16 protein-coding genes are annotated in these 22,799 nt (G+C 53.6%); 9 read left to right on the top strand and 7 right to left on the bottom strand.

Annotation, left to right across the window (positions count from 1 at the left end; genetic code table 11):
* Positions 1-17 precede the first annotated feature (17 nt).
* The gene (gene nadC / locus AC07P6_RS25125; RefSeq protein ID WP_182236342.1) at positions 18-911 is read right to left on the bottom strand and encodes a carboxylating nicotinate-nucleotide diphosphorylase; all 894 of its coding nucleotides are present in this window, start codon (positions 909-911) and stop codon (positions 18-20) included.
* 203 nt (positions 912-1,114) lie between these two features.
* Here nadC and ampD point away from each other — a divergent pair, with 203 nt between their 5' ends.
* Both ampD and ampE read left to right on the top strand, forming a co-directional pair.
* A complete protein-coding gene (ampD, locus tag AC07P6_RS25120; protein WP_478314949.1) occupies positions 1,115-1,678 on the top strand; it encodes a 1,6-anhydro-N-acetylmuramyl-L-alanine amidase AmpD in 564 nt (187 codons plus the stop codon).
* Positions 1,675-2,529: a beta-lactamase regulator AmpE gene (gene ampE / locus AC07P6_RS25115; RefSeq protein WP_112215511.1), complete on the top strand. Its 855-nt coding sequence runs from the start codon at positions 1,675-1,677 to the stop codon at positions 2,527-2,529. The genes ampD and ampE overlap by 4 nt, the downstream gene beginning before the upstream one ends.
* A gap of 76 nt (positions 2,530-2,605) precedes the next feature.
* Here the strand turns inward: ampE and AC07P6_RS25110 are convergent, their stop codons facing one another.
* The 3 genes from AC07P6_RS25110 to aroP all read right to left on the bottom strand — a co-directional run bounded on the left by AC07P6_RS25110 (position 2,606) and on the right by aroP (position 6,509).
* Entirely contained in the window at positions 2,606-3,556 is a 951-nt protein-coding gene (locus AC07P6_RS25110) for a glycoside hydrolase family 43 protein (protein WP_478314948.1), read from the bottom strand.
* Positions 3,556-4,962 carry a glycoside-pentoside-hexuronide (GPH):cation symporter gene (locus tag AC07P6_RS25105; RefSeq protein ID WP_181483568.1) on the bottom strand — a complete coding sequence of 469 codons (1,407 nt, stop codon included), beginning with the start codon at positions 4,960-4,962 and terminating at the stop codon, positions 3,556-3,558. Before AC07P6_RS25105 ends, AC07P6_RS25110 begins: the two co-directional genes overlap by 1 nt.
* A 176-nt stretch (positions 4,963-5,138) precedes the next feature.
* Positions 5,139-6,509, bottom strand: coding sequence for an aromatic amino acid transporter AroP (gene aroP, locus AC07P6_RS25100; protein WP_182236346.1), 1,371 nt, complete (start codon positions 6,507-6,509; stop codon positions 5,139-5,141).
* A 652-nt stretch (positions 6,510-7,161) separates the two neighbouring features.
* Between aroP and pdhR the strand changes: the two genes are divergently transcribed.
* From pdhR to AC07P6_RS25075, 5 genes are all read left to right on the top strand, one after another.
* Complete coding sequence (gene pdhR / locus AC07P6_RS25095) at positions 7,162-7,941, top strand: pyruvate dehydrogenase complex transcriptional repressor PdhR (protein ID WP_004098632.1); 780 nt, start codon at positions 7,162-7,164, stop codon at positions 7,939-7,941.
* Between the two features lie 119 nt (positions 7,942-8,060).
* The gene (gene aceE / locus AC07P6_RS25090) at positions 8,061-10,724 is read left to right on the top strand and encodes a pyruvate dehydrogenase (acetyl-transferring), homodimeric type (RefSeq protein WP_478314947.1); all 2,664 of its coding nucleotides are present in this window, start codon (positions 8,061-8,063) and stop codon (positions 10,722-10,724) included.
* A gap of 14 nt (positions 10,725-10,738) precedes the next feature.
* Positions 10,739-12,631: a pyruvate dehydrogenase complex dihydrolipoyllysine-residue acetyltransferase gene (gene aceF / locus AC07P6_RS25085; RefSeq protein ID WP_434660116.1), complete on the top strand. Its 1,893-nt coding sequence runs from the start codon at positions 10,739-10,741 to the stop codon at positions 12,629-12,631.
* A gap of 207 nt (positions 12,632-12,838) precedes the next feature.
* The gene (lpdA, locus tag AC07P6_RS25080) at positions 12,839-14,263 is read left to right on the top strand and encodes a dihydrolipoyl dehydrogenase (RefSeq protein ID WP_110272779.1); all 1,425 of its coding nucleotides are present in this window, start codon (positions 12,839-12,841) and stop codon (positions 14,261-14,263) included.
* A 162-nt stretch (positions 14,264-14,425) separates the two neighbouring features.
* Entirely contained in the window at positions 14,426-14,710 is a 285-nt protein-coding gene (locus tag AC07P6_RS25075; RefSeq protein WP_478314946.1) for a hypothetical protein, read from the top strand.
* 48 nt (positions 14,711-14,758) lie between these two features.
* On the opposite strand, the gene AC07P6_RS25070 is transcribed toward AC07P6_RS25075, so the two are convergent.
* Positions 14,759-15,559, bottom strand: coding sequence for a DUF2950 family protein (locus AC07P6_RS25070; RefSeq protein ID WP_478314945.1), 801 nt, complete (start codon positions 15,557-15,559; stop codon positions 14,759-14,761).
* A gap of 10 nt (positions 15,560-15,569) precedes the next feature.
* Positions 15,570-17,207: a DUF3300 domain-containing protein gene (locus AC07P6_RS25065; RefSeq protein ID WP_478314944.1), complete on the bottom strand. Its 1,638-nt coding sequence runs from the start codon at positions 17,205-17,207 to the stop codon at positions 15,570-15,572.
* Between the two features lie 355 nt (positions 17,208-17,562).
* Here AC07P6_RS25065 and acnB point away from each other — a divergent pair, with 355 nt between their 5' ends.
* Together acnB and yacL are read left to right on the top strand one after the other, a co-directional pair.
* Positions 17,563-20,160 carry a bifunctional aconitate hydratase 2/2-methylisocitrate dehydratase gene (acnB, locus tag AC07P6_RS25060; RefSeq protein ID WP_182236356.1) on the top strand — a complete coding sequence of 866 codons (2,598 nt, stop codon included), beginning with the start codon at positions 17,563-17,565 and terminating at the stop codon, positions 20,158-20,160.
* A gap of 175 nt (positions 20,161-20,335) precedes the next feature.
* Complete coding sequence (gene yacL / locus AC07P6_RS25055) at positions 20,336-20,698, top strand: protein YacL (protein WP_110272529.1); 363 nt, start codon at positions 20,336-20,338, stop codon at positions 20,696-20,698.
* 32 nt (positions 20,699-20,730) lie between these two features.
* On the opposite strand, the gene AC07P6_RS25050 is transcribed toward yacL, so the two are convergent.
* A complete protein-coding gene (locus AC07P6_RS25050; protein WP_478314943.1) occupies positions 20,731-22,782 on the bottom strand; it encodes a glycoside hydrolase family 36 protein in 2,052 nt (683 codons plus the stop codon).
* Between the last annotated feature and the right edge of the window lie 17 nt (positions 22,783-22,799).

The following is a 22,799-nucleotide window of genomic DNA, read 5'->3' as shown; positions in this document are numbered from 1 at the left end:
CGACCGGGGCAGGACAGTTAGCGGAAACGCATTGAGAGATCGAGCGCGCGAACGTGCTTGGTTAGTGCGCCAACGGAGATGTAATCGACGCCGGTTTCGGCAAATTCACGGATAGTATCGAAGGTGACGTTGCCGGAAACCTCCAGCGCCGCCTGACCATTGGTGCGCTTCACTGCTTCACGCATCAGGTCGGTGGTGAAGTTGTCGAGCATAATGATGTCAGCCCCCGCTTTCAGCGCTTCTTCAAGCTCCTCAAGGGTTTCAACTTCAACTTCTACCGGCACATCAGGATGCAGCCAAAACGCTTTTTCTACCGCCTGTCGCACTGAGCCGGAAGCGATAATATGGTTCTCTTTGATCAGAAAGGCATCGGACAGACCCAGGCGGTGGTTTGCTCCGCCTCCGCACAGGACTGCATACTTCAGCGCCGTGCGCAGACCAGGCAACGTCTTACGCGTATCGAGAAGTTGGGTTTTGGTTCCAGCAAGCAGGTCGACATAGCGGTGGACTTCGCTTGCCACCCCGGATAATGTCTGCACGAAATTGAGCGCGGTGCGCTCGCCGGTTAACAGAACACGGGAGGGGCCATCCAGTTCAAACAGCGGCTGATCTGCCTTAACCGCGTCGCCATCGGCAACATGCCAGGTGAGGTTGACATCATCTCCGGCGAGCTGAATAAAGACCTCTTCTACCCAGCGTTTACCGCAAAATATGCCGTCTTCACGAGTGATTACCACTGCATGCGAGCGCGCGTCTTGCGGCAACAATTGTGCGCTAATGTCGTTATTAGCATCTACTTCACCGCCCAGATCTTCCCGCAGGGATTGGGCGACGGCGTCAGTAATATCATGATTAACACGTTCCAGCAGCGCGTCACGGCGGCGGTCGGGATTGTAGCGACGAGGCGACATGATAAAGCTCCAGATAGATAGGATTCAGAAGTGGGAAACATGCTAACCTGAACCACGTTTCTGTACCACATCCACTTCATCCTTCTGGCGGCTTCACCGTGGGTCTCAAGTTAGTTTTGTGATGAGTGATAGTGCGTATAACAGCAGGCATTCTTTGGGCCCCGGGCGCCGCGAATGCATAGGTTAGTAAAAGGAGACTCGACATGCAGTTGAACGGGGGATGGCTGGTAGATGCGCGTCGGGTTCCTTCGCCGCACCACGATAGCCGCCCGGATAATGAAACCCCTTCTTTGCTGGTGGTGCACAATATCAGTCTGCCGCCCGGCGAATTTGGCGGTCCATGGATTGATGCCCTGTTCAGCGGTACGCTCGATCCCGATGCTCATCCTTTCTTTGCTGAGATAGCCCATCTTCGCGTTTCGGCGCATTGTCTGATTCGCCGGGACGGTGAAATCGTGCAGTATGTGCCTTTCGATAAGCGCGCGTGGCACGCGGGCGTTTCCAGCTACCACGGACGCGAGCGCTGTAATGATTTTTCAATAGGCATTGAGCTGGAAGGGACCGACACACAGGCCTATACCGAGGCGCAATATCAACAACTGGCGGCTATTACCCGGCAGCTTATTTCGCTCTATCCGGCCATTGCAGACCATATCACCGGCCACAGCGATATTGCTCCTGTGCGTAAAACGGATCCCGGCCCGGCTTTTGACTGGGCAAAATTTTGCGGTTTGTTAACCTCGTCGTCAGATAAGGAGATGCCATGACGTTGTTTACCACGCTGTTAGTGCTTATTGCCGAGCGTTTGTTCAAGCTGGGCGAGCACTGGCAGCTTGATCACCGGCTGGAAGTGTTGTTTCGCCGGGTAAAGCATTATTCACTCTTTGGCACCGTACTGATGACGGCTGCAGCGGTAGCGGTGGTCTTTATTATTCAGCGCTTGCTACAAGGGCAGCTATTTAACGTTCCGCTGCTGGTGTTCTGGATTTTGCTCGGCCTGCTGTGCATTGGTGCTGGGAAAGTCCGCTTGCATTACCATGCGTATCTGAAAGCCGCTGCCCGTGATGATAGCCGCGCCTGCGACGCCATGGCCAGTGAGCTTACCCTTATCCACGGCGTGCCGCCGGGTTGCGATCAGCGTGAATATCTCAGCGAGCTGCAAAACGCACTGCTGTGGATTAACTATCGCTATTATCTTGCCCCGCTGTTTTGGTTCGTTGTTGGTGGACCGTGGGGGCCGTTAACGCTAATCGCTTATTGTGTGCTGCGAGCCTGGCAAACGTGGCTGGCGCGTTATCAGACGCCACATCATCGTTTACAGTCGGGTATCGACGGTATCCTGCACGTAGTGGACTGGGTGCCGGTACGCCTGGTTGGCGTGGTTTATGCGCTGGTGGGGCACGGAGAAAAAGCTTTACCGGCATGGTTTGCGTCGCTGGGCGATCGCCACTCTTCGCAATATCAGGTATTAACCCGTCTGGCGCAGTATTCGCTGGCTCGCGAGCCGCACGTCGATAAAGTGGCTACGCCGAAAGCGGCGGTTTCCATGGCGAAGAAAACGTCGCTGGTGGTAGTGGTGATTATGGCGCTGCTGACGATTTACGGGACGTTGATTTAACAACCTGAACGCGCTTTGCCGGGCGGCGGCTTACGCCTTGCCCGGCTCTACAAAACCCGCCCCTGTAAGCGTAGTGCTACAATGTATCAGCCGCTGGGATGCCAAAATCAGGCATCCCATTTTCTTGCCAGCGAACCAATTTCAGACGGGTATGACGATTCGGATCGTACAGCGGATCGCCTTCGATTTCGGTGTAGTTGCGCGCGTGATACACCAGCACATCTTCTCCCTCCGGCGTTTGCGTAAAGCTGTTGTGTCCCGGCCCATACTGATGATTTTCGTAGCTGGTGCGGAACACCGGCTGCGGTGCTTTATGCCAGTTTTCCGGCTGGAGCGGATCGGCGTTGACGTCTATCCACAGTAAGCCCATGCAATAGTTTTCATCGGTAGCGCTGGCGGAGTAGCTGACGAACAGTTTGTCATCGTGGAACAGCGCCGCCGGACCCTCGTTGACCAGAAAGCCGCGACACTCCCAGTCAAACTCCGGCTTACTCAACATCACTGGTTTGCCTTTTAGCGTCCACGGGTTTTCAAGCTCAGCCAGATACAGGTTGGTGTTGCCCGCAATATCCGGGTCTTTTTGCGCCCACAGGTACCACTGCTTGCCCTGATGGTGGAAGGTGGTGGCATCCAGCGCAAAGGTATCAAACGGCGTTTTTACCTGGCCCTTTTCCTGCCACTTGCCGGTTAGCGGGTCGCTATCCGCGCATTCCAGAGCGAACATGCGATGCTGGAACATGCCCAATTCATCGAGATCGTGCGTGTGGCTGGCGGCAAAGTAGATGTACCATTTGCCTTCGATTTCATGTAGTTCCGGGGCCCAAATCAGCTGACTCATTGGGCCGCTCTCCGGCTTGCGCCAGACCACCACCGGCTGCGCGTCGCGCAGGCCTTCAAGGGTTGCAGAGCGGCGAATTTCCAGTCGGTCATACTCCGGAACCGAGGCAATAAAATAGTAGCAATCCTGATGGCGCAGAATAAACGGATCTGCGCGTTGTTCAATAAACGGGTTTGGCCAGTTTTTCATCAAGCTTTCCTTACGTGTTCACTGGTTTTGTGATCCTGGAACTCATTTAGTTCGCTGTAGTTGATGCGGCGTTTCTCCAGGTCTGACTGAATTTGGCGCATGAACTCGCGGTTCACTTTCAGCATGCGTACGACACCGGCGGTAATCAGGTAACCGACGCCAGGGATGACGCTAAACAGCAGCACAATACCGTTAACAGCTGAGGCGCTCTGCTCTTTAGCTCCAGCATCGTAGCCGTACCAGGAGAGCAGGAAGCCAACCATTGCCCCGGCAATCGCCAGTCCGACTTTCAGGAAGAACAGGTTACCGGAGAAGCTGATGCCGGTAATACGTTTGCCGGTCTTCCACTCGCCGTAGTCGTCAACGTCAGCCATCAGCGACCAGTGCAGCGGCGATGGAATTTGATGCAGAATATTCAGCAGGAAGTAGAGCACCATAATCATCATGGTGGCATGCGGATCGAAGAAGTAGAACGCGCAGGAGAAAATGGCGAGCACGATGTTGGTCCAGAAAAATACCTGCAGTTTGCACCAACGGTCGGTCAGTACTTTTGCCAGCATGCTGCCAATCATCATTCCCACCACGCCGAGGCTGATAAACAGCGTCGCGAAGTGGGTGCTTTGCTGCATGACCCAGGTGACGTAATACATGGTGGCGGCCATGCGGATAAAGCCAGGACAGACGTTGCACAGGGTTAGCAGCAGGATACGTACCCACTGATCGTTCTTCCAGACGTCTTTCAGATCTTTTTTCAGTTCGTCGTTAGTCTGCACCGCCGGTCGTACACGCTCACGAACGGTAGCGAAGCAAAACAGGAACATACACATGCCGATAAAGGCGAGCACCGTCATCGCCATCTGGTAGCCTTTGGCTTTATCTTCACCGCCGAACCAATCCGCCATTGGCAGCAGCGTCAGAGAGAGCAGCAGGGTGGCGATACCGACCATGACAAAACGATAGGACTGGCAGGCTACGCGTTCCTGCGGGTCATTAGTAATCACGCTACCCAATGAACAGTAAGGAATGTTGATCGCGGTATAGGTCAGCGAGAGCAGGAAGTAAGTGACGAAAGCATAGATAACTTTGCTGTTGTAGGTCCATTCGGGGGTGGTAAACATCAGCACGCTAAACAGCGCGTACGGGAAGGCAATCCACAGTAGCCATGGACGAAAACGGCCATATTTACTGCGAGTACGGTCAGCCATTGCGCCCATAATCGGGTCGGTCACGGCATCGATAACGCGTACGGAAAGCAGCAGAACGCCGACCAGGGCCGGTGCGAGCCCGAAGATATCCGTATAAAAATAGTTAACAAACAACATGATGGCGCCGAAGATGATGTTACATCCGGCATCGCCCATCCCGTAGCCAATTTTCTCTTTAACTGAAAGCTTATTGCCATTCATGGTGGAGATCTCCCCGTTGCGGTATGGAGATAATTATTAGCTGGATAATGGATAAATGCGTTGCAGGAAAAGGTCAACGATATGGACAAATAGGTTGTTGCGAGGAAAGTGTGAAGCAGATAACAATGCTCTGTGCCCGCAAAATGGCGGCGGGCACAGATTCTGGAGATGTATGATTATGCTTTTATGGCGCTAGCTGTTTTTTGCTTAAACAGATAGCCAATGCCGAGGATCACAATCCATACCGGGATCAGGTAAACGGAAATTGCCATACCTGGAGTCATTAGCATGATGACCAGCACACCGACCATAAACAGTAGGCAAATCCAGTTTCCTAGCGGATAAAACAGCGCAGGGAAGCGGGTGACTACGCCCTGCAGCTGTTTGGCGCGACGGAATTTGATGTGTGCCAGGCTAATCATCGCCCAGTTGATCACCAGCGCAGAAACGACCAGCGCCATCAGCAGACCAAACGCGGATTCCGGTGCGAAGTAGTTAATCAGGACGCACAGTGCGGTCACTACCGCGGAAACCAGAATGGTGTTAACCGGTACGCCGCGTTTATCGACGTTCATTAGCGCTTTTGGTGCGTTACCCTGCTGTGCCAGGCCGAACAGCATCCGGCTGTTGCAGTAGACGCAGCTGTTGTAAACGGAAAGTGCCGCGGTCAGTACCACGACATTCAGCGCGTTAGCCACAAAAGTATCGCCCAGTTCGTGGAAGATCAGGACGAACGGGCTGGTGTCAGCGGTCACGCGGCTCCACGGCAGCAGGGAGAGCAGAACGGCCAGCGAGCCCACATAGAAAATCAGGATACGGTAGATAACCTGGTTGGTGGCTTTAGGAATGCTTTGCTCCGGATTATCGGCTTCTGCTGCCGTAATACCGACCAGCTCCAGACCGCCAAAGGAGAACATGATAATCGCCATCATCATCACCAGCCCGGTGAATCCGTGCGGCAGGAATCCACCCTGCTCCCACAGGTTGCGTACGGTAGCCTGCGGGCCGCCGTTGCCGCTGAACAGCAGCCAGCCGCCGAACAGGATCATCGCCACGACGGCGACGACTTTGATGATTGCGAACCAGAACTCCATCTCGCCAAACACTTTGACGTTGGTCAGGTTGATGGCATTGATGGCAACGAAGAAGATGGCAGCAGAAACCCAGGTCGGGATTTCAGGCCACCAGAACTGGACGTATTTCCCTACGGCAGTGAGCTCTGCCATGGCCACCAGAACGTAAAGAACCCAGTAGTTCCAGCCGGAAGCGAAGCCTGCAAAGCCGCCCCAGTATTTGTAGGCGAAATGGCTAAATGAACCTGCTACAGGCTCTTCGACGACCATTTCGCCCAGCTGGCGCATGATCAGAAAGGCGATGAAACCGGCAATTGCGTAGCCCAGAATAATACCCGGGCCTGCGTTTTGGATGACGGATGCACTACCCAGAAATAAACCGGTACCGATAGCGCCTCCCAGCGCAATAAGCTGAATATGGCGGTTTTTAAGGCCGCGCTTTAGCCGATCGCCATGCTGTTGACCTTCCATCATGAAACCTCGTGTGTGGTTATGGTTATTATGTTTGTACGCGTCATCCTTCAGGTGACTTCTTCACTGTCTGTCCCTGCCTGATAGCATAGTCAGCGAAATTTCAGCGAGCCTGCGCCCCGTTTTACCCTGAGTGATACGACGCACATATTGTTGTGTTTGTGTAATTATGAAATTCCGTTTCTGTACTGATTTCTTTACGCAAGGCAGGGTGGTAATTCATGAAAAGGCCTTTCGTATCATGGAGAATAGTGATAAGCGGCAGTGAATGCACCTGCTTTATGAAGGGATGATGACGAAGCGAGCAAAAAGAAACCATTTGTAAATCATGCCTGAATACCCACTACCTACCTCTTATTTTCTTTAAATTCACAAAAAATGAATTTTTATTCACTTGATGGTGGGGTGAATCGGTTCAGATAGCGTATTTTTTCGTTTCGATTACGTTAACGCTACCTCATTGTGGGTAAACACAACATTTGTGCAAAGTTACATTTTTGAAATGTTATTTCTGTATGTTTGTTAAAACATGCTGGGTTTACTGATTTCAATCAAAACCTGTATGGACAGAAGGTGAATACTTTGTTACTTTAGCGCTACGAACTATGAATTGGTAAGACCAATTGACTCCGGGCTAATGGCAGAGACAGGGAATATGGCCTACAGCAAGATCCGCCAACCAAAACTATCCGATGTGATAGAGCAGCAGCTGGAGTTTTTGATCCTTGAGGGGACGTTGCGCCCCGGTGAAAAGCTCCCGCCTGAACGCGAACTGGCAAAACAGTTCGACGTTTCCCGCCCCTCGCTGCGTGAGGCGATTCAACGCCTCGAAGCCAAGGGGTTGTTGCTTCGTCGCCAGGGAGGTGGAACGTTTGTACAAAGCCGCCTGTGGCAGAGCTTCAGCGACCCGCTGGTAGAGCTCCTGTCCGACCACCCTGAATCCCAATTTGATCTGCTGGAAACTCGGCACGCGCTTGAAGGCATTGCGGCTTATTACGCAGCGCTGCGCAGCAATGATGAAGACCGCGAACGTATTCGCGAGCTGCATCAGGCCATAGAGCGAGCCCAGCAGTCCGGCGACCTTGACGCCGAATCCGACGCCGTCGTCCAGTATCAAATTGCCGTCACCGAAGCGGCGCATAATGTGGTGTTGCTCCATTTGCTACGCTGCATGGAACCGATGCTGGCCCAAAACGTTCGCCAGAATTTTGAATTGTTGTATGCCCGCCGGGAGATGCTCCCGCAGGTCAGCAATCATCGCACTCGGATTTTCGAGGCGATAATCGCCGGGGAGCCGGAGCAGGCGCGTGAAGCCTCGCATCGTCACCTGGCGTTCATTGAGGAAATTTTGCTGGATCGCAGCCGTGAGCAGAGCCGTCGTGAACGCTCACTGCGCCGTTTACAGCAACGAAAAGATGAGAACTCCGGTTCTTAAGCGCCATTTTTAGAGCGCGGCAACTAAACGCAGAACCTGTCTTATTGTGTTTTCCGGCGAAAATACAATGGGACAGGTTCCAGATTAATCAACGATTAGATAGATAAGGAATACCCCCCATGTCAGAACGTTTACCCAATGACGTGGATCCGATCGAAACTCGCGACTGGCTACAGGCGATCGAATCGGTCATCCGTGAAGAAGGTGTTGAGCGCGCTCAGTATCTGATTGACCAACTCCTTTCTGAAGCCCGCAAAGGCGGGGTGAAAGTGGCTGCTGGCACATCGACTGGCAGTTACGTAAACACTATTGCCGTTGAAGATGAACCGGAATACCCGGGAAATCTGGATCTGGAACGTCGTATTCGTTCTGCGATCCGCTGGAACGCTATTATGACCGTTCTGCGCGCATCGAAAAAAGATCTCGAACTGGGTGGCCACATGGCTTCCTTCCAGTCTTCCGCGACTTTCTACGAAGTGTGTTTCAACCACTTCTTCCGTGCACGCAACGAGCAGGATGGCGGCGATCTGGTTTACTTCCAGGGCCACATCTCTCCGGGCGTATACGCACGTGCATTCCTGGAAGGTCGTCTGACTGAAGAGCAGATGAACAACTTCCGTCAGGAAGTTCATGGCAAAGGCCTGTCTTCCTACCCGCACCCGAAACTGATGCCGACCTTCTGGCAGTTCCCGACCGTCTCCATGGGGCTGGGCCCAATCGGTGCAATCTACCAGGCTAAATTCCTGAAATATCTGGAACATCGTGGCCTGAAAGATACCTCCAAACAGACCGTTTATGCCTTCCTGGGCGATGGCGAGATGGATGAACCAGAATCCAAAGGTGCGATCACCATCGCTACTCGTGAAAAACTGGACAACCTGGTCTTCGTTATCAACTGTAACCTGCAGCGTCTTGACGGCCCGGTCACCGGTAACGGCAAGATCATTAACGAACTGGAAGGTATCTTCGCAGGTGCTGGCTGGAACGTTATCAAGGTTATCTGGGGCGGTCGTTGGGATGAACTGCTGCGTAAAGATACCAGCGGTAAACTGATCCAACTGATGAACGAAACCGTTGACGGCGACTACCAGACCTTTAAATCCAAAGACGGCGCTTACGTTCGTGAGCACTTCTTCGGTAAATATCCGGAAACCGCAGCGCTGGTTGCCGACTGGTCTGACGATCAGATTTGGGCACTGAACCGCGGTGGTCACGATCCGAAGAAAGTCTTCGCTGCACTGAAAAAAGCGGAGGAAACTACCGGCAAAGCAACCGTCATCCTGGCCCATACCATCAAAGGTTACGGCATGGGTGATACCGCTGAAGGTAAAAACATCGCTCACCAGGTTAAGAAAATGAACATGGACGGCGTGCGTCACATTCGCGACCGTTTCAATGTGCCAGTAACCGATGAGCAGGTGGAAAACCTGTCTTACATTACCTTCCCGGAAGGCTCTGAAGAACATACCTATCTGCACGCACAGCGTCAGAAACTGCACGGTTACCTGCCGACTCGTCAGCCGAACTTCGATGAGAAGCTGGAGCTGCCTCAGCTTGCAGATTTCGGTCCGCTGCTGGAAGAGCAGAACAAAGAAATTTCTACCACTATCGCGTTTGTTCGTGCTCTGAACGTGATGCTGAAGAACAAGTCCATCAAAGACCGCCTGGTGCCAATCATCGCCGATGAAGCGCGTACCTTTGGTATGGAAGGCCTGTTCCGTCAGATCGGTATTTACAGCCCGAACGGTCAGCAGTACACCCCGCAGGACCGTGAGCAGGTTGCTTACTATAAAGAAGACGAGAAAGGTCAGATCCTGCAGGAAGGTATCAACGAACTGGGTGCTGGCGCATCCTGGCTGGCGGCTGCGACTTCTTACAGCACCAACAACCTGCCGATGATTCCGTTCTACATCTACTATTCCATGTTCGGGTTCCAGCGTATCGGTGACCTGTGCTGGCAGGCTGGCGACCAACAGGCTCGCGGCTTCCTGGTCGGTGGTACTTCCGGACGTACGACCCTGAACGGCGAAGGTCTGCAGCACGAAGATGGCCATAGCCATATTCAGTCTCTGACTATCCCGAACTGTATCTCTTACGATCCGTCTTACGCGTACGAAGTTGCGGTCATCATGCATGATGGTCTGGAGCGTATGTACGGTGAGAAACAAGAGAACGTTTACTACTACATCACCACCCTGAACGAAAACTACCACATGCCGGCGATGCCGGAAGGTGCCGAGGAAGGTATCCGTAAAGGTATCTATAAACTCGAAACCATCGAAGGTAGCAAAGGTAAAGTTCAGCTGCTGGGTTCCGGTTCTATCCTGCGTCACGTGCGTGAAGCCGCTGAGATCCTGGCGAAAGACTACGGCGTAGGTTCTGACGTTTATAGCGTCACCTCCTTCACCGAACTGGCGCGTGATGGCCAGGATTGTGAGCGCTGGAACATGCTGCACCCGCTGGAAACTCCGCGCGTTCCGTACATCGCCCAGGTGATGAACGACGCTCCGGCTGTGGCATCGACTGACTATATGAAACTGTTCGCCGAGCAGGTTCGTACTTATGTACCGGCTGATGATTACCGCGTACTGGGTACCGACGGCTTCGGTCGCTCTGACAGCCGTGAGAACCTGCGTCACCACTTCGAAGTTGATGCTTCCTACGTGGTAGTTGCAGCGCTGGGCGAACTGGCTAAACGTGGCGAAATCGATAAGAAAGTGGTTGCAGACGCAATTGCCAAATTCAATATCGATGCAGATAAAGTTAACCCGCGTCTGGCGTAAGAGGTAAAAGAATAATGGCTATCGAAATCAATGTACCGGACATCGGGGCTGATGAAGTTGAAATCACCGAGATCCTGGTCAAAGTAGGCGACAAAGTTGAAGCTGAACAGTCGCTGATCACCGTAGAAGGCGACAAAGCCTCTATGGAAGTTCCGTCTCCTCAGGCTGGCGTTGTTAAAGAGATCAAAGTCTCTGTTGGCGACAAAACCGAGACCGGCAAACTGATCATGATTTTCGATTCCGCCGATGGTGCAGCAGCCGCTGCACCTGCGCAGGAAGAGAAGAAAGAAGCGGCTCCGGCAGCAGCGCCAGCGGCAGCAGCGGCTAAAGACGTACACGTACCGGATATCGGCGGCGACGAAGTTGAAGTCACCGAGATCATGGTCAAAGTGGGCGATACCGTTGCGGCTGAGCAGTCATTGATCACCGTAGAAGGCGACAAAGCGTCTATGGAAGTCCCGGCACCGTTCGCAGGTACCGTGAAAGAGATCAAAATCAACACCGGTGACAAAGTGTCTACCGGCTCCCTGATTATGGTCTTCGAAGTGGCGGGTAGCGCACCTGCTGCGGCTCCGGCGAAAGCGGAAGCTGCTCCGGCAGCGGCTGCACCGGCGGCTTCCGGGTCTAAAGAAGTTAACGTACCGGATATCGGCGGCGACGAAGTTGAAGTCACTGAAGTGATGGTTAAAGTGGGCGATAAAATTGCCGCTGAGCAGTCACTGATCACCGTTGAAGGCGACAAAGCTTCGATGGAAGTTCCGGCACCGTTCGCGGGCACCGTGAAAGAGATCAAAATCAGCACTGGCGACAAAGTGTCTACCGGCTCCCTGATCATGGTCTTCGAAGTAGAAGGCGCAGCGCCTGCTGCTGCTCCGGCGGCTGCTGCTGCTCCAGCACCTGCTGCTGCACCGGCTCAGGCTGCTAAACCTGTTGCAGCTCCTGCGGCTAAAGCAGAAGGCAAATCTGAGTTTGCTGAAAACGACGCTTACGTTCACGCAACTCCGCTGATTCGCCGCCTGGCGCGCGAATTTGGCGTTAACCTGGCGAAAGTGAAAGGTTCTGGTCGTAAAGGCCGTATCCTGCGCGAAGACGTTCAGGCTTACGTGAAAGAAGCGGTTAAACGCGCTGAAGCTGCACCGGCTGCTGCCACCGGCGGCGGTATCCCGGGTATGCTGCCATGGCCGAAAGTGGACTTCAGCAAGTTTGGTGAAATCGAAGAAGTGGAACTGGGTCGCATCCAGAAAATCTCTGGCGCTAACCTGAGTCGTAACTGGGTGATGATCCCGCACGTTACTCACTTCGACAAAACCGATATCACCGATCTGGAAGCGTTCCGTAAACAGCAGAACGCCGAAGCTGAGAAGCGTAAACTGGATGTGAAATTCACTCCAGTAGTCTTCATCATGAAAGCCGTTGCCGCTGCGCTTGAGCAGATGCCGCGCTTCAACAGCTCGCTGTCTGAAGATGCGCAGCGCCTGACGCTGAAGAAATACATCAACATCGGTGTGGCGGTTGATACCCCGAATGGTCTGGTTGTTCCGGTCTTTAAAGACGTGAACAAGAAGAGCATTACCGAACTGTCTCGCGAACTGACCGTGATCTCCAAGAAAGCGCGTGATGGTAAGCTGACTGCTGGCGAAATGCAGGGCGGTTGCTTCACTATCTCCAGCATCGGCGGCCTGGGTACCACCCATTTCGCACCGATTGTGAACGCGCCGGAAGTGGCTATCCTCGGTGTGTCTAAATCCGCGATGGAACCGGTGTGGAATGGTAAAGAGTTTGTTCCGCGTCTGATGATGCCGATCTCTCTGTCCTTCGACCACCGCGTTATCGACGGTGCTGATGGTGCGCGCTTTATTACCATCATCAACAACACCCTGAGCGATATTCGCCGCCTGGTGATGTAAGCGAAAAGCCGGCCTGACGGCCGGCTTTTTTCTGGTAATCTCTTCTGCGTTTTGAAGTTACCAGCAATAAAGGACAAAATCGTTTGCCGTTTGTTGTTTCAAAATTGTTAACAATTTTGTAAAATGCTTGCGGATAGAACGTCCCGGTGGACATGGGCGTAAAAACAATAGCGTCAGACCCGCCGGATACAAATTACAGAGGTCATGATGAGTACTGAAATCAAAACTCAGGTCGTGGTACTTGGGGCAGGCCCCGCAGGTTATTCTGCTGCCTTCCGTTGCGCTGATTTAGGTCTGGAAACCGTAATCGTAGAACGTTACAACACCCTGGGCGGTGTTTGTCTGAACGTCGGCTGTATCCCTTCTAAAGCACTGCTGCACGTTGCGAAAGTTATCGAAGAAGCGAAAGCGCTGGCCGAACACGGCATCGTTTTTGGTGAGCCGAAAACTGACATCGATAAAATTCGTACCTGGAAAGAAAAAGTTATCACTCAACTGACCGGTGGTCTGGCTGGTATGGCCAAAGGCCGTAAAGTAAAAGTGGTTAACGGTCTGGGTAAGTTTACCGGTGCTAACACCCTGGAAGTCGAAGGCGAAAACGGCAAAACCGTGATCAACTTTGACAACGCGATCATCGCGGCGGGTTCCCGTCCGATTGAGCTGCCGTTCATTCCGCATGAAGACCCGCGCGTATGGGATTCCACCGACGCTCTGGAACTGAAAACTGTACCAAAACGCCTGCTGGTTATGGGTGGCGGTATTATCGGTCTGGAAATGGGTACCGTGTACCATGCGCTGGGTTCAGAGATTGACGTGGTTGAAATGTTCGACCAGGTGATCCCGGCTGCCGATAAAGACGTGGTAAAAGTCTTCACCAAGCGCATCAGCAAGAAATTCAACCTGATGCTGGAAACCAAAGTCACTGCCGTTGAAGCGAAAGAAGACGGTATCTATGTTTCCATGGAAGGCAAAAAAGCGCCGGCTGAAGCGCAGCGCTACGACGCCGTACTGGTGGCTATCGGTCGCGTGCCGAACGGTAAAAACCTCGATGCCGGCCAGGCAGGCGTTGAAGTTGACGAGCGTGGCTTTATCCGCGTTGACAAACAGCTGCGTACCAACGTGCCGCACATCTTTGCTATCGGCGATATCGTTGGTCAGCCGATGCTGGCGCACAAAGGTGTTCACGAAGGCCACGTTGCCGCCGAAGTTATCTCCGGCATGAAGCACTACTTCGACCCGAAAGTGATCCCGTCCATCGCCTACACTGAGCCAGAGGTTGCCTGGGTTGGTCTGACTGAGAAAGAAGCGAAAGAGAAAGGCATCAGCTACGAAACCGCCACCTTCCCGTGGGCTGCTTCTGGCCGTGCTATCGCTTCCGACTGCGCAGACGGTATGACCAAACTGATTTTCGACAAAGAATCTCACCGCGTTATCGGCGGGGCGATTGTCGGTACCAACGGCGGCGAGCTGCTGGGTGAAATCGGTCTGGCTATCGAAATGGGTTGCGACGCTGAAGACATCGCACTGACCATCCATGCTCACCCGACTCTGCATGAGTCCGTTGGCCTGGCGGCAGAAGTCTTCGAAGGTAGCATCACCGACCTGCCGAACGCGAAAGCGAAGAAAAAGTAAGTTTTTCTTTCAGGCAAAAAGTAGAAGCGGCTCTGTGAGCCGCTTTTTTTATGCCTGATGTTTAGAACTGTGTCGTCGGCAATGAAATTGCATACCTTATTAATACTTGAAAAATAATCACGATATAAACTTATAGGTAGTTAACTATATGTGAGGTGTGTGATGAAACGACTTTTAACGACGACGCTGTTGGCCGCAACCCTGTTTTCCGGTATGGCTTGTGCAGCAGATGCTTCTATCCCATGGGCAGATAACAGCGGCGGCACGGAAAGCACCCATATTGCGGCCATGGGCCAAAATCTGAATATGCAGCATCAGCAGGTGACAAAAACCAGCGAAGGAGTATGGGCGACGAATTCCGGTAGCATCAGCTCCGATGAAGCCGATCTGACCAGCAACAAACCTCCGTTTGCTGGAGATCCGTCGCTGATGCCTCATCAGGGCTAAGTAAAAGATGGTAATGCCCGGCAGCGTAATCGCGTGCCGGGCATTTTTTTATTGATTGACGACCTGCCAGGCTGAATCAGGAGAAAATGCGGTGATTGCCTGTGCTTTGCTTTGCGTTTCCTCACCTAAGTTAGCCTGCCAGACCTGGTCATTTTGGTTAACCATAAAGCTCATTACACCAGTTTGCCCCCATTCTACAGGCCATGCCAGTAGGGCAACTCCCTGATTTTCACCATCTTTAATAATGCGGAAACGGTAGCCGTGATAGCCTTCTCCGGGTTCTATCGGGCTAAAAGCTGGCCCTAACGGACTGGGCGCTTCTCCAGGAGTCGCAGGCCAGTAGAGGCCATCTTTCTTGCCATCACTGCTGATAATCTTCTGCGCCCAGACGTGATTTAACTGATAGAAATCCTGTTGGGCATCAACATAAGCATGCATCGCCTGAATCGCTGAGAGCTCATTGCGGCCAATAGCGCGGGTGAGAATTTCATCTTCTGCGGCAGCCATATCAAAATGCCAGCCATCATCTCCCTTGATGATGGGAATGGGCAGTCGCCACTCTTCCTGGCCGACGTCCAGCCACGCGCTATTGTCCTGGCGAACGATATTATGTTTGACTTGCCAGTCGCGCTGAAAACGGTCTACCGCATCAGGCGCAATGCCGTCCGGCGGTAAGAACTGCTGCCAATTGTCACCGAGCAGCGTATCCAGCGCAGATTCATCATGCCGACTGATTGCTTCAGCCAGCGCGCTTGCAGCTTGCTCAGGCGTGGAGAATTGTTGCTGTGCCAGAGCCATCATCGGTGTCATGATCAGCGCCAGCAGCGTCATTTGTAGGTGCTTTTTCATCTTCTTATCCTCAGCGGCGACGCAATTCACGATGTTCGGAAAGATGTTCTCTGGCCGCGCTGCGCTGCTCGCTGTTTAAACCTGAGATATGACGACTCTGTTGCCCTCGCTCTTGTTGAGATTGCCAGGAGGGGGAGCGGCTGTCGTTACCGCTTAGCGCATTGGCATGCAGGTTACCGAGCTTCTGCTGACGCTGTTCAGGCGTTGCCGACTGGAACTGTTCACGGCGCTGTTGTTGCTGCGCAGTGGGGGGCTGAACCTGCGTTTTCACCGTCTCCCGATGCTGCTGTTGGGCTGTCGGGTGTTGAAGCTGGTTTTTGGCTGCTTCCCGACGCTGCTGCGTGGCGCTATTTTTTACCGCAGGCGTATTGTCATAGCCACGATAGTTATTACGCTGGGTGACCTGGTGTAGCTGCTGTGAGGCGGCCTGGCGCTGCGCGTCGCGGGAAGGGGAGTGCGTTGCCAGATTACCCGCCGTTACCGTGGTACCAGTGCGCTGCTGCAGCTGGGTCATTGCCGCCTGACGCTGCTCATTACGATCGACCGGTGGATGCTGGGTGGCGCTAAGCCCGCCTGGAACACTGGTCTGATGGAAATGCTGCGTGACGTTGTTATTCGGGTAAGGAATATTGCCGCGATAGGCTGGGTTATGCTGCCAGTTGGCATTATTGCCCGGCAAGTTTTGTCCCGTTATGTGGTTGAAGTTATTTACATTGATGTTGATGTTATCACCGTTATGCGAGTAGCCGTCATGATGGTCATCATCGTGATGGTGATAGTCATCGTCATGGTGGTGATCGTCATCATCCCAATCGATGTTGCTGAATAGCGCGTACGTTGTGGCGACGCCAAGGCTGTAACCAAAACCTTTGACGAAGCTATCGGCGAACTGCTCCCCCGGAGGCGGCGGTAAATAGACCGGTGGATAGGCGGTGTTGGCCCAGGTACCGTAAACGACGGCTGGATTGTAGTTGGGAACATAGACAACCTGCGGATCGGCGGATTCAATTTTGATGACCGTCGGAGCCGGTGGAGCCGTCGAAACGACCGTTACCCCATTCTTGGTTTGGGCGCGCGGTGGTGGGACATTTTTCACGCTGGTACTGACTTTCTGCTGCGGTGTCGATTTCAACGTTCCGGTTTGCTGGGCGATAGCGCGCAAGCGCTGTACCGAATCCATCACATCCTGCGGTTGGGCGAGAAACGCGTTACCCAGATTCTCCACCCACGGCGGGTTTTCTCCCATTAACGCTAGCAGCGATGGGAAGGCGACCAGCGATTTTACGCTGGGATCCCAGGGTTGATTGGCCACCGCCTGTACCGCCGGATCGCCTTTCATGGTGGGATTATCCTGCGACCACTGCACCGCCTGTATTACGTTGCCTGGATAGGTGGAGGCCATCAGCACCTGTGACAATAGGTTGTCCGGATACAGCGCGATTGGCGCCACCCACTGATCGATCTGCGCTGGGGTATAAGTGGTCGTCACTGGTTGAGCAGCAGCTGGCACAGGCGCGGCCTGCGCCACGACCTGAGGTTCGGGAACGGATTGCGGTTCCCGGCTTTTAATATAGAGCGTACCCGCGGCGGCTAATAACCCGGCGCTGCAAAGCAGTGCGAGCACGTGGGGTTTGAAAGGCAGCGTCATGATGACTCCTGGCACAGAAGTTGGCCCGTTTCGACATAGTATTGTCGAAATACGGGGGATTGCCTGAGTATAAAGAGACCCTATTTGCGTTTTTGATTTTTGTTGGGATTTTGGTCAGCGATGTGTAACAGAATTAATTTTATATTCCAGTAAACTGACAGAAAACCTGCAATATTCTGCCCTTAACGATTCAGCTAATTTTTAATGTTGCTTTTTTGTAAACAGATTAACACCTCCCTAAAATCCTGCTATGCTGCCGACGCGGTATCGGGCATTTACCCTACAAACTGCTGTCTCACAGGAGCGTGAAGAGATCGCCGACCGCATATGACAATGAGAGCGAGGAGATACCGTCGTGCTAAAAGAATATCGTGAGCACGTAGCTGAGCGTGCCGCCGAAGGGATTGTTGCAAAACCCTTAGATGCAACCCAAATGGCCGGCCTGGTTGAGCTGCTGAAGAATCCGCCTGCTGGCGAAGAAGAATTCCTGTTAGACCTGTTAATTAATCGCGTACCGCCGGGCGTCGACGAAGCCGCCTATGTTAAAGCCGGATTCCTTGCCGCAATCGCCAAAGGCGAAGCGACTTCCCCGCTGGTGACCCCTGAAAAAGCCATCGAACTGCTGGGCACCATGCAGGGCGGTTACAACATTCATCCGCTGATTGACGCGCTGGACGACGCAAAGCTGGCGCCGATTGCCGCGAAAGCGCTGTCCCATACCCTGCTGATGTTCGATAACTTCTACGACGTAGAAGAGAAAGCCAAAGCGGGCAATGAATATGCACAGCAGGTCATGCAATCCTGGGCCGACGCCGAGTGGTTCCTGAACCGTCCGCAGCTGGCTGACAAAATCACCGTCACCGTTTTTAAAGTCACCGGTGAAACCAACACCGATGACCTGTCTCCGGCCCCTGATGCCTGGTCCCGCCCGGATATCCCGCTGCACGCTCTGGCGATGCTGAAAAACGCCCGTGAAGGAATCGACCCGGATCAGCCGGGCGTTGTTGGCCCGATCAAACAGATCGAAGCGTTACAGCAGAAAGGTTTTCCGCTGGCCTACGTTGGCGATGTGGTGGGGACCGGTTCTTCCCGCAAATCGGCCACCAACTCGGTGCTGTGGTTTATGGGCGATGACATCCCGAACGTGCCGAACAAGCGCGGCGGCGGTCTTTGCCTCGGTGGTAAAATTGCCCCTATCTTCTTCAACACCATGGAAGATGCGGGCGCGCTGCCGATTGAAGTGGACGTCAACAAACTGAACATGGGTGACGTGATTGACGTTTATCCGTTCAAAGGTGAAGTGCGTAACCACGAAACCAACGAACTGCTGGCTAACTTCGAACTGAAAACCGACGTGCTGGTCGACGAAGTGCGTGCCGGTGGCCGTATTCCGCTGATTATCGGTCGCGGCCTGACCACCAAAGCACGTGAAGCGCTGGGTCTGCCGCACAGCGACGTTTTCCGTCAGGCGAAAGACGTTGCGGAAAGTAGCCGTGGTTACTCTCTGGCGCAGAAAATGGTCGGTCGCGCCTGCGGCGTGGCCGGTATTCGTCCGGGTGCTTACTGCGAGCCGAAGATGACTTCCGTCGGCTCTCAGGACACCACCGGTCCAATGACCCGTGATGAACTGAAAGATCTGGCGTGCCTGGGCTTCTCGTCTGACCTGGTGATGCAGTCCTTCTGCCACACGGCGGCGTATCCGAAGCCGGTTGATGTCACCACACACCACACGCTGCCGGACTTCATCATGAACCGTGGCGGCGTATCGCTGCGTCCGGGCGATGGCGTTATCCACTCCTGGCTGAACCGTATGCTGCTGCCGGATACCGTGGGTACCGGCGGTGACTCCCATACCCGTTTCCCGATTGGCATTTCCTTCCCGGCGGGCTCGGGTCTGGTGGCGTTTGCTGCCGCGACCGGCGTGATGCCGCTGGATATGCCGGAATCCGTTTTAGTTCGTTTCAAAGGCAAGATGCAGCCGGGTATCACCCTGCGCGATCTGGTGCACGCGATCCCGCTGTATGCGATCCGTCAGGGCCTGCTGACCGTTGAGAAGAAAGGCAAGAAAAACATCTTCTCCGGCCGCATCCTGGAAATCGAAGGTCTGCCGGATCTGAAAGTCGAACAGGCGTTTGAACTGACCGATGCTTCTGCCGAACGTTCCGCTGCGGGCTGTACCATCAAACTGAACAAAGAGCCGATCGTTGAGTACCTGACTTCAAACATCGTCCTGCTGAAGTGGATGATCGCGGAAGGCTACGGCGATCGTCGTACCCTGGAACGTCGCGTGCAGGGCATGGAAAAATGGCTGGCGGAACCTGAACTGCTGGAAGGTGATGCGGATGCTGAATATGCGGCAGTGATCGACATCGATCTGGCTGATATTAAAGAGCCCATCCTGTGTGCGCCGAACGATCCGGACGATGCGCGTCTGCTGTCTGACGTCCAGGGCGAAAAGATCGACGAAGTGTTTATCGGCTCCTGCATGACCAACATTGGTCACTTCCGTGCTGCCGGTAAGCTGCTGGACAGCCACAAAGGGCAGCTGCCAACCCGCCTGTGGGTGGCTCCGCCAACCCGTATGGACGCGGCTCAGCTGACCGAAGAAGGTTACTACAGCGTGTTTGGTAAGAGCGGTGCGCGTATCGAGATCCCGGGTTGTTCCCTGTGTATGGGTAACCAGGCGCGCGTAGCGGACGGTGCGACGGTCGTTTCGACCTCTACCCGTAACTTCCCGAACCGTTTAGGTACCGGTGCGAACGTCTTCCTGGCCTCAGCTGAGCTGGCGGCAGTAGCGGCGCTTATCGGTAAGCTGCCGACGCCGGAAGAGTACCAGACCTATGTTGCGCAGGTAGAGAAGACGGCGGCAGACACCTACCGCTATCTGAACTTCGATCAGTTGGGTCAGTACACGGAAAAAGCGGACGGCGTGATTTTCCAGACAGCGGTGTAATGCGATAAGTCTATTTCGTACATAAACCCTTCAATGCCCGGTGAACTTTGCATCACCGGGCATTTTTATTTCCAATCCCTCCGCTCGCTACGCTTTTTTTCTCTCTTACTGCTGCGATAATTACCTTATGGGTACAGTGCAGCGGTGACGCATTGCCCTTGCAGAGGAAAAGACTATGGATTACGAATTTCTGCGCGATATTACCGGAGTGGTAAAGGTGCGAATGTCGATGGACCATGAAGTGATAGGCCACTGGTTCAATGAAGAGGTTAAAGATAACCTCGCCCTGCTGGATGAAGTGGAGCAGGCCGCACGCACCGTCAAAGGCAGTGAACGATCCTGGCAACGTACTGGTCATGAATACACATTATGGCTGGATGGTGAAGAAGTGATGATCCGCGCTAATCAGCTGGATTTTTCTGGCGATGAGATGGAGGAGGGGATGAGCTATTATGACGAAGAAAGCCTCTCTCTGTGCGGCGTTGAGGATTTTTTACAGGTCGTTGCCGCATACCGTGAGTTCATGCAGCAGCGTTGATGACCGCCTCCCAATCGGGAGGCGGTTTTCGTTTAGTGGGTGAAGGTAAGATGAAATAGCCTGGCGGTCAGTTTCTCCGGTAGTGAAATCATCAATTCATGTTTGTTGAATTCAGGCAGACAGAGCGCTTTGGCAAAGCGCGGGTAAACGCAGCTGGCTTGTGAGACGTCATCAAGCAGCAGTGTGATTGAGCCCTGTTCACTTTCCATTCGCCAGACCGCCAGCCAGGCTTCATTTTCGTTACGCAGGCCGAATGCCAGCCATGGTGAAGCGAAAGAGGGCATTCCTAGCGGCCAAAAAGGCTCCAGGTGGGGGATTTGCTGGCGAAACGATTTATACAGTGCGATTCCTTCCTGAACCAATGTGAAACGCTCTTCGCTCAGTTCCGCCAGATGCCCGCTTTGATGAACCCGCAGCAGCATGCTGTTAACCATGTTCATCACCACTTCTTCACGGTCGCCTTCACGTAAGGGATAAGACCAAATGGCGGCCTGTTCAGGCGTGACCGCCGAGGCTGCCGCGGCGGCGATAGATGCCATTAAGCGGTAATCAGTCTGATCGGTTACGGATTGAATGCTGTGCTGCTGCAAAAGCGCGTAATCCATGCGCAATCCGCCGCTGCCGCAGTTTTCAATCACCAGTTGCGGGTAGCGAGCCATGGTGTTTTTCAGCCAGCTAAGATAAGCCCTATTGTGCTGTAGCAATCCGTCGCCGGGGCTATCGGCGGCGTAGTCGGTCCCGCTGCCCGCATTGATGTTGTAATCCATTTTGATATAGCTGATGCCATACTCCTCGACCAGGCGGAAAATAACCCGGTCGGCATGCTCCAGCACTAAAGGGTGGCGAAAATCCAGCTGATAGCGCTGGTGATCAATGACCCGTTTGCCGTGGCGCAGGAAAAAACACTCATCAGGTAAGGATTGCGCCAGCGGACAGGCAATTCCCATCACTTCCAGTTCCAGCCACAACCCTGATTTCATGCCTTTGGCGGTAATATAATCGAGCGGTTCGCGGATCCCTCCAGGGAAGCGCATTGGTGCGGGGAGCCATTCGCCGACACCATCCCACCATTCACCGTCAGAGTACCAGCCGCAGTCGATACAAAAGTATTCACATCCCGCCTTCGCGGCGGCATCAATCAACGGCAGCAGTTTCGCGGTAGTCGGATCGCCGGACAGACAGTTCATATAGTCATTGAATATCACCGGGAGCCGCTGGTTATCCGCCGACGGGTGCACTATTTTTCGCCGATAACGAGTGATTTCCTGTAGTGCTTCTTGTAACCCCCCCTGGACCAGCGCAACGGCGACCGGCACGGAAGTGAAGGTTTCCCCCGGTGCAAGATTTTTCCACCAGTGGCTTTCATTCTCGGTTGGTCCGCTGACCTGCAAGTAGAGTCGATCGCGGAAATCGCCAATTTCCCACTGCCATGAGCCGCTATGTTCAATCTGCCACAGTAGCGTGGTGCCTGCTGAGGTATCCTCAAAAGCGGCGCAGGGTAAATAACCGATGCTGGACCAGGTGCCGGTGTTTTCTATCGAGAGACGATCGAGTGAAAAATGGTTTACCTTATCCAACCCGAGTTCCGGGAGCGTGCGGCTCTTCCATTGAGCTTCGCCATACCAGTTATTGTGCGGTAAGTGCAGAAGCGTGGTTTTTTCCCACGGCTTGCTGTCAATGGCAAACAGCGTTAAGGAGCTGACATATTCCAGGCCGATGTGTTCCGGGGAGTCATTGCGTACATCGCTCCAGACTCGCACCGAGTGCGTGTCGCGAAAATTCTGAAGATGCCAGCATACGCCGATCTCTTCACCGCTAAGGCTGATTTCAAGCTTCTTGCCCAGCTTATTTTCGCTAAAACGATGGGACTGGTAGCGTAACGATGAACCCGGCTCGCTACCGGTATGCTTCCGGGCATGGTGATCGTTTTGGTTGTAGCCGCTGGCATGTACCTGTACCAGCGGAAACTCTCCGTGCGCTGCAGAATCCGAGGTTGTTGAAAACCGGCTAATATAAATTTGCTGTTTTTCATTAAGCGAAAAAGAAATATACAAATTATCTTCAGTAAATTCTATAAAACTCATGTCCGATACTCCCTTTT

This window comes from Klebsiella sp. GFKo11 (assembly GCF_056490265.1).
This window is presented reverse-complemented; position numbering and strand designations above follow the sequence as displayed.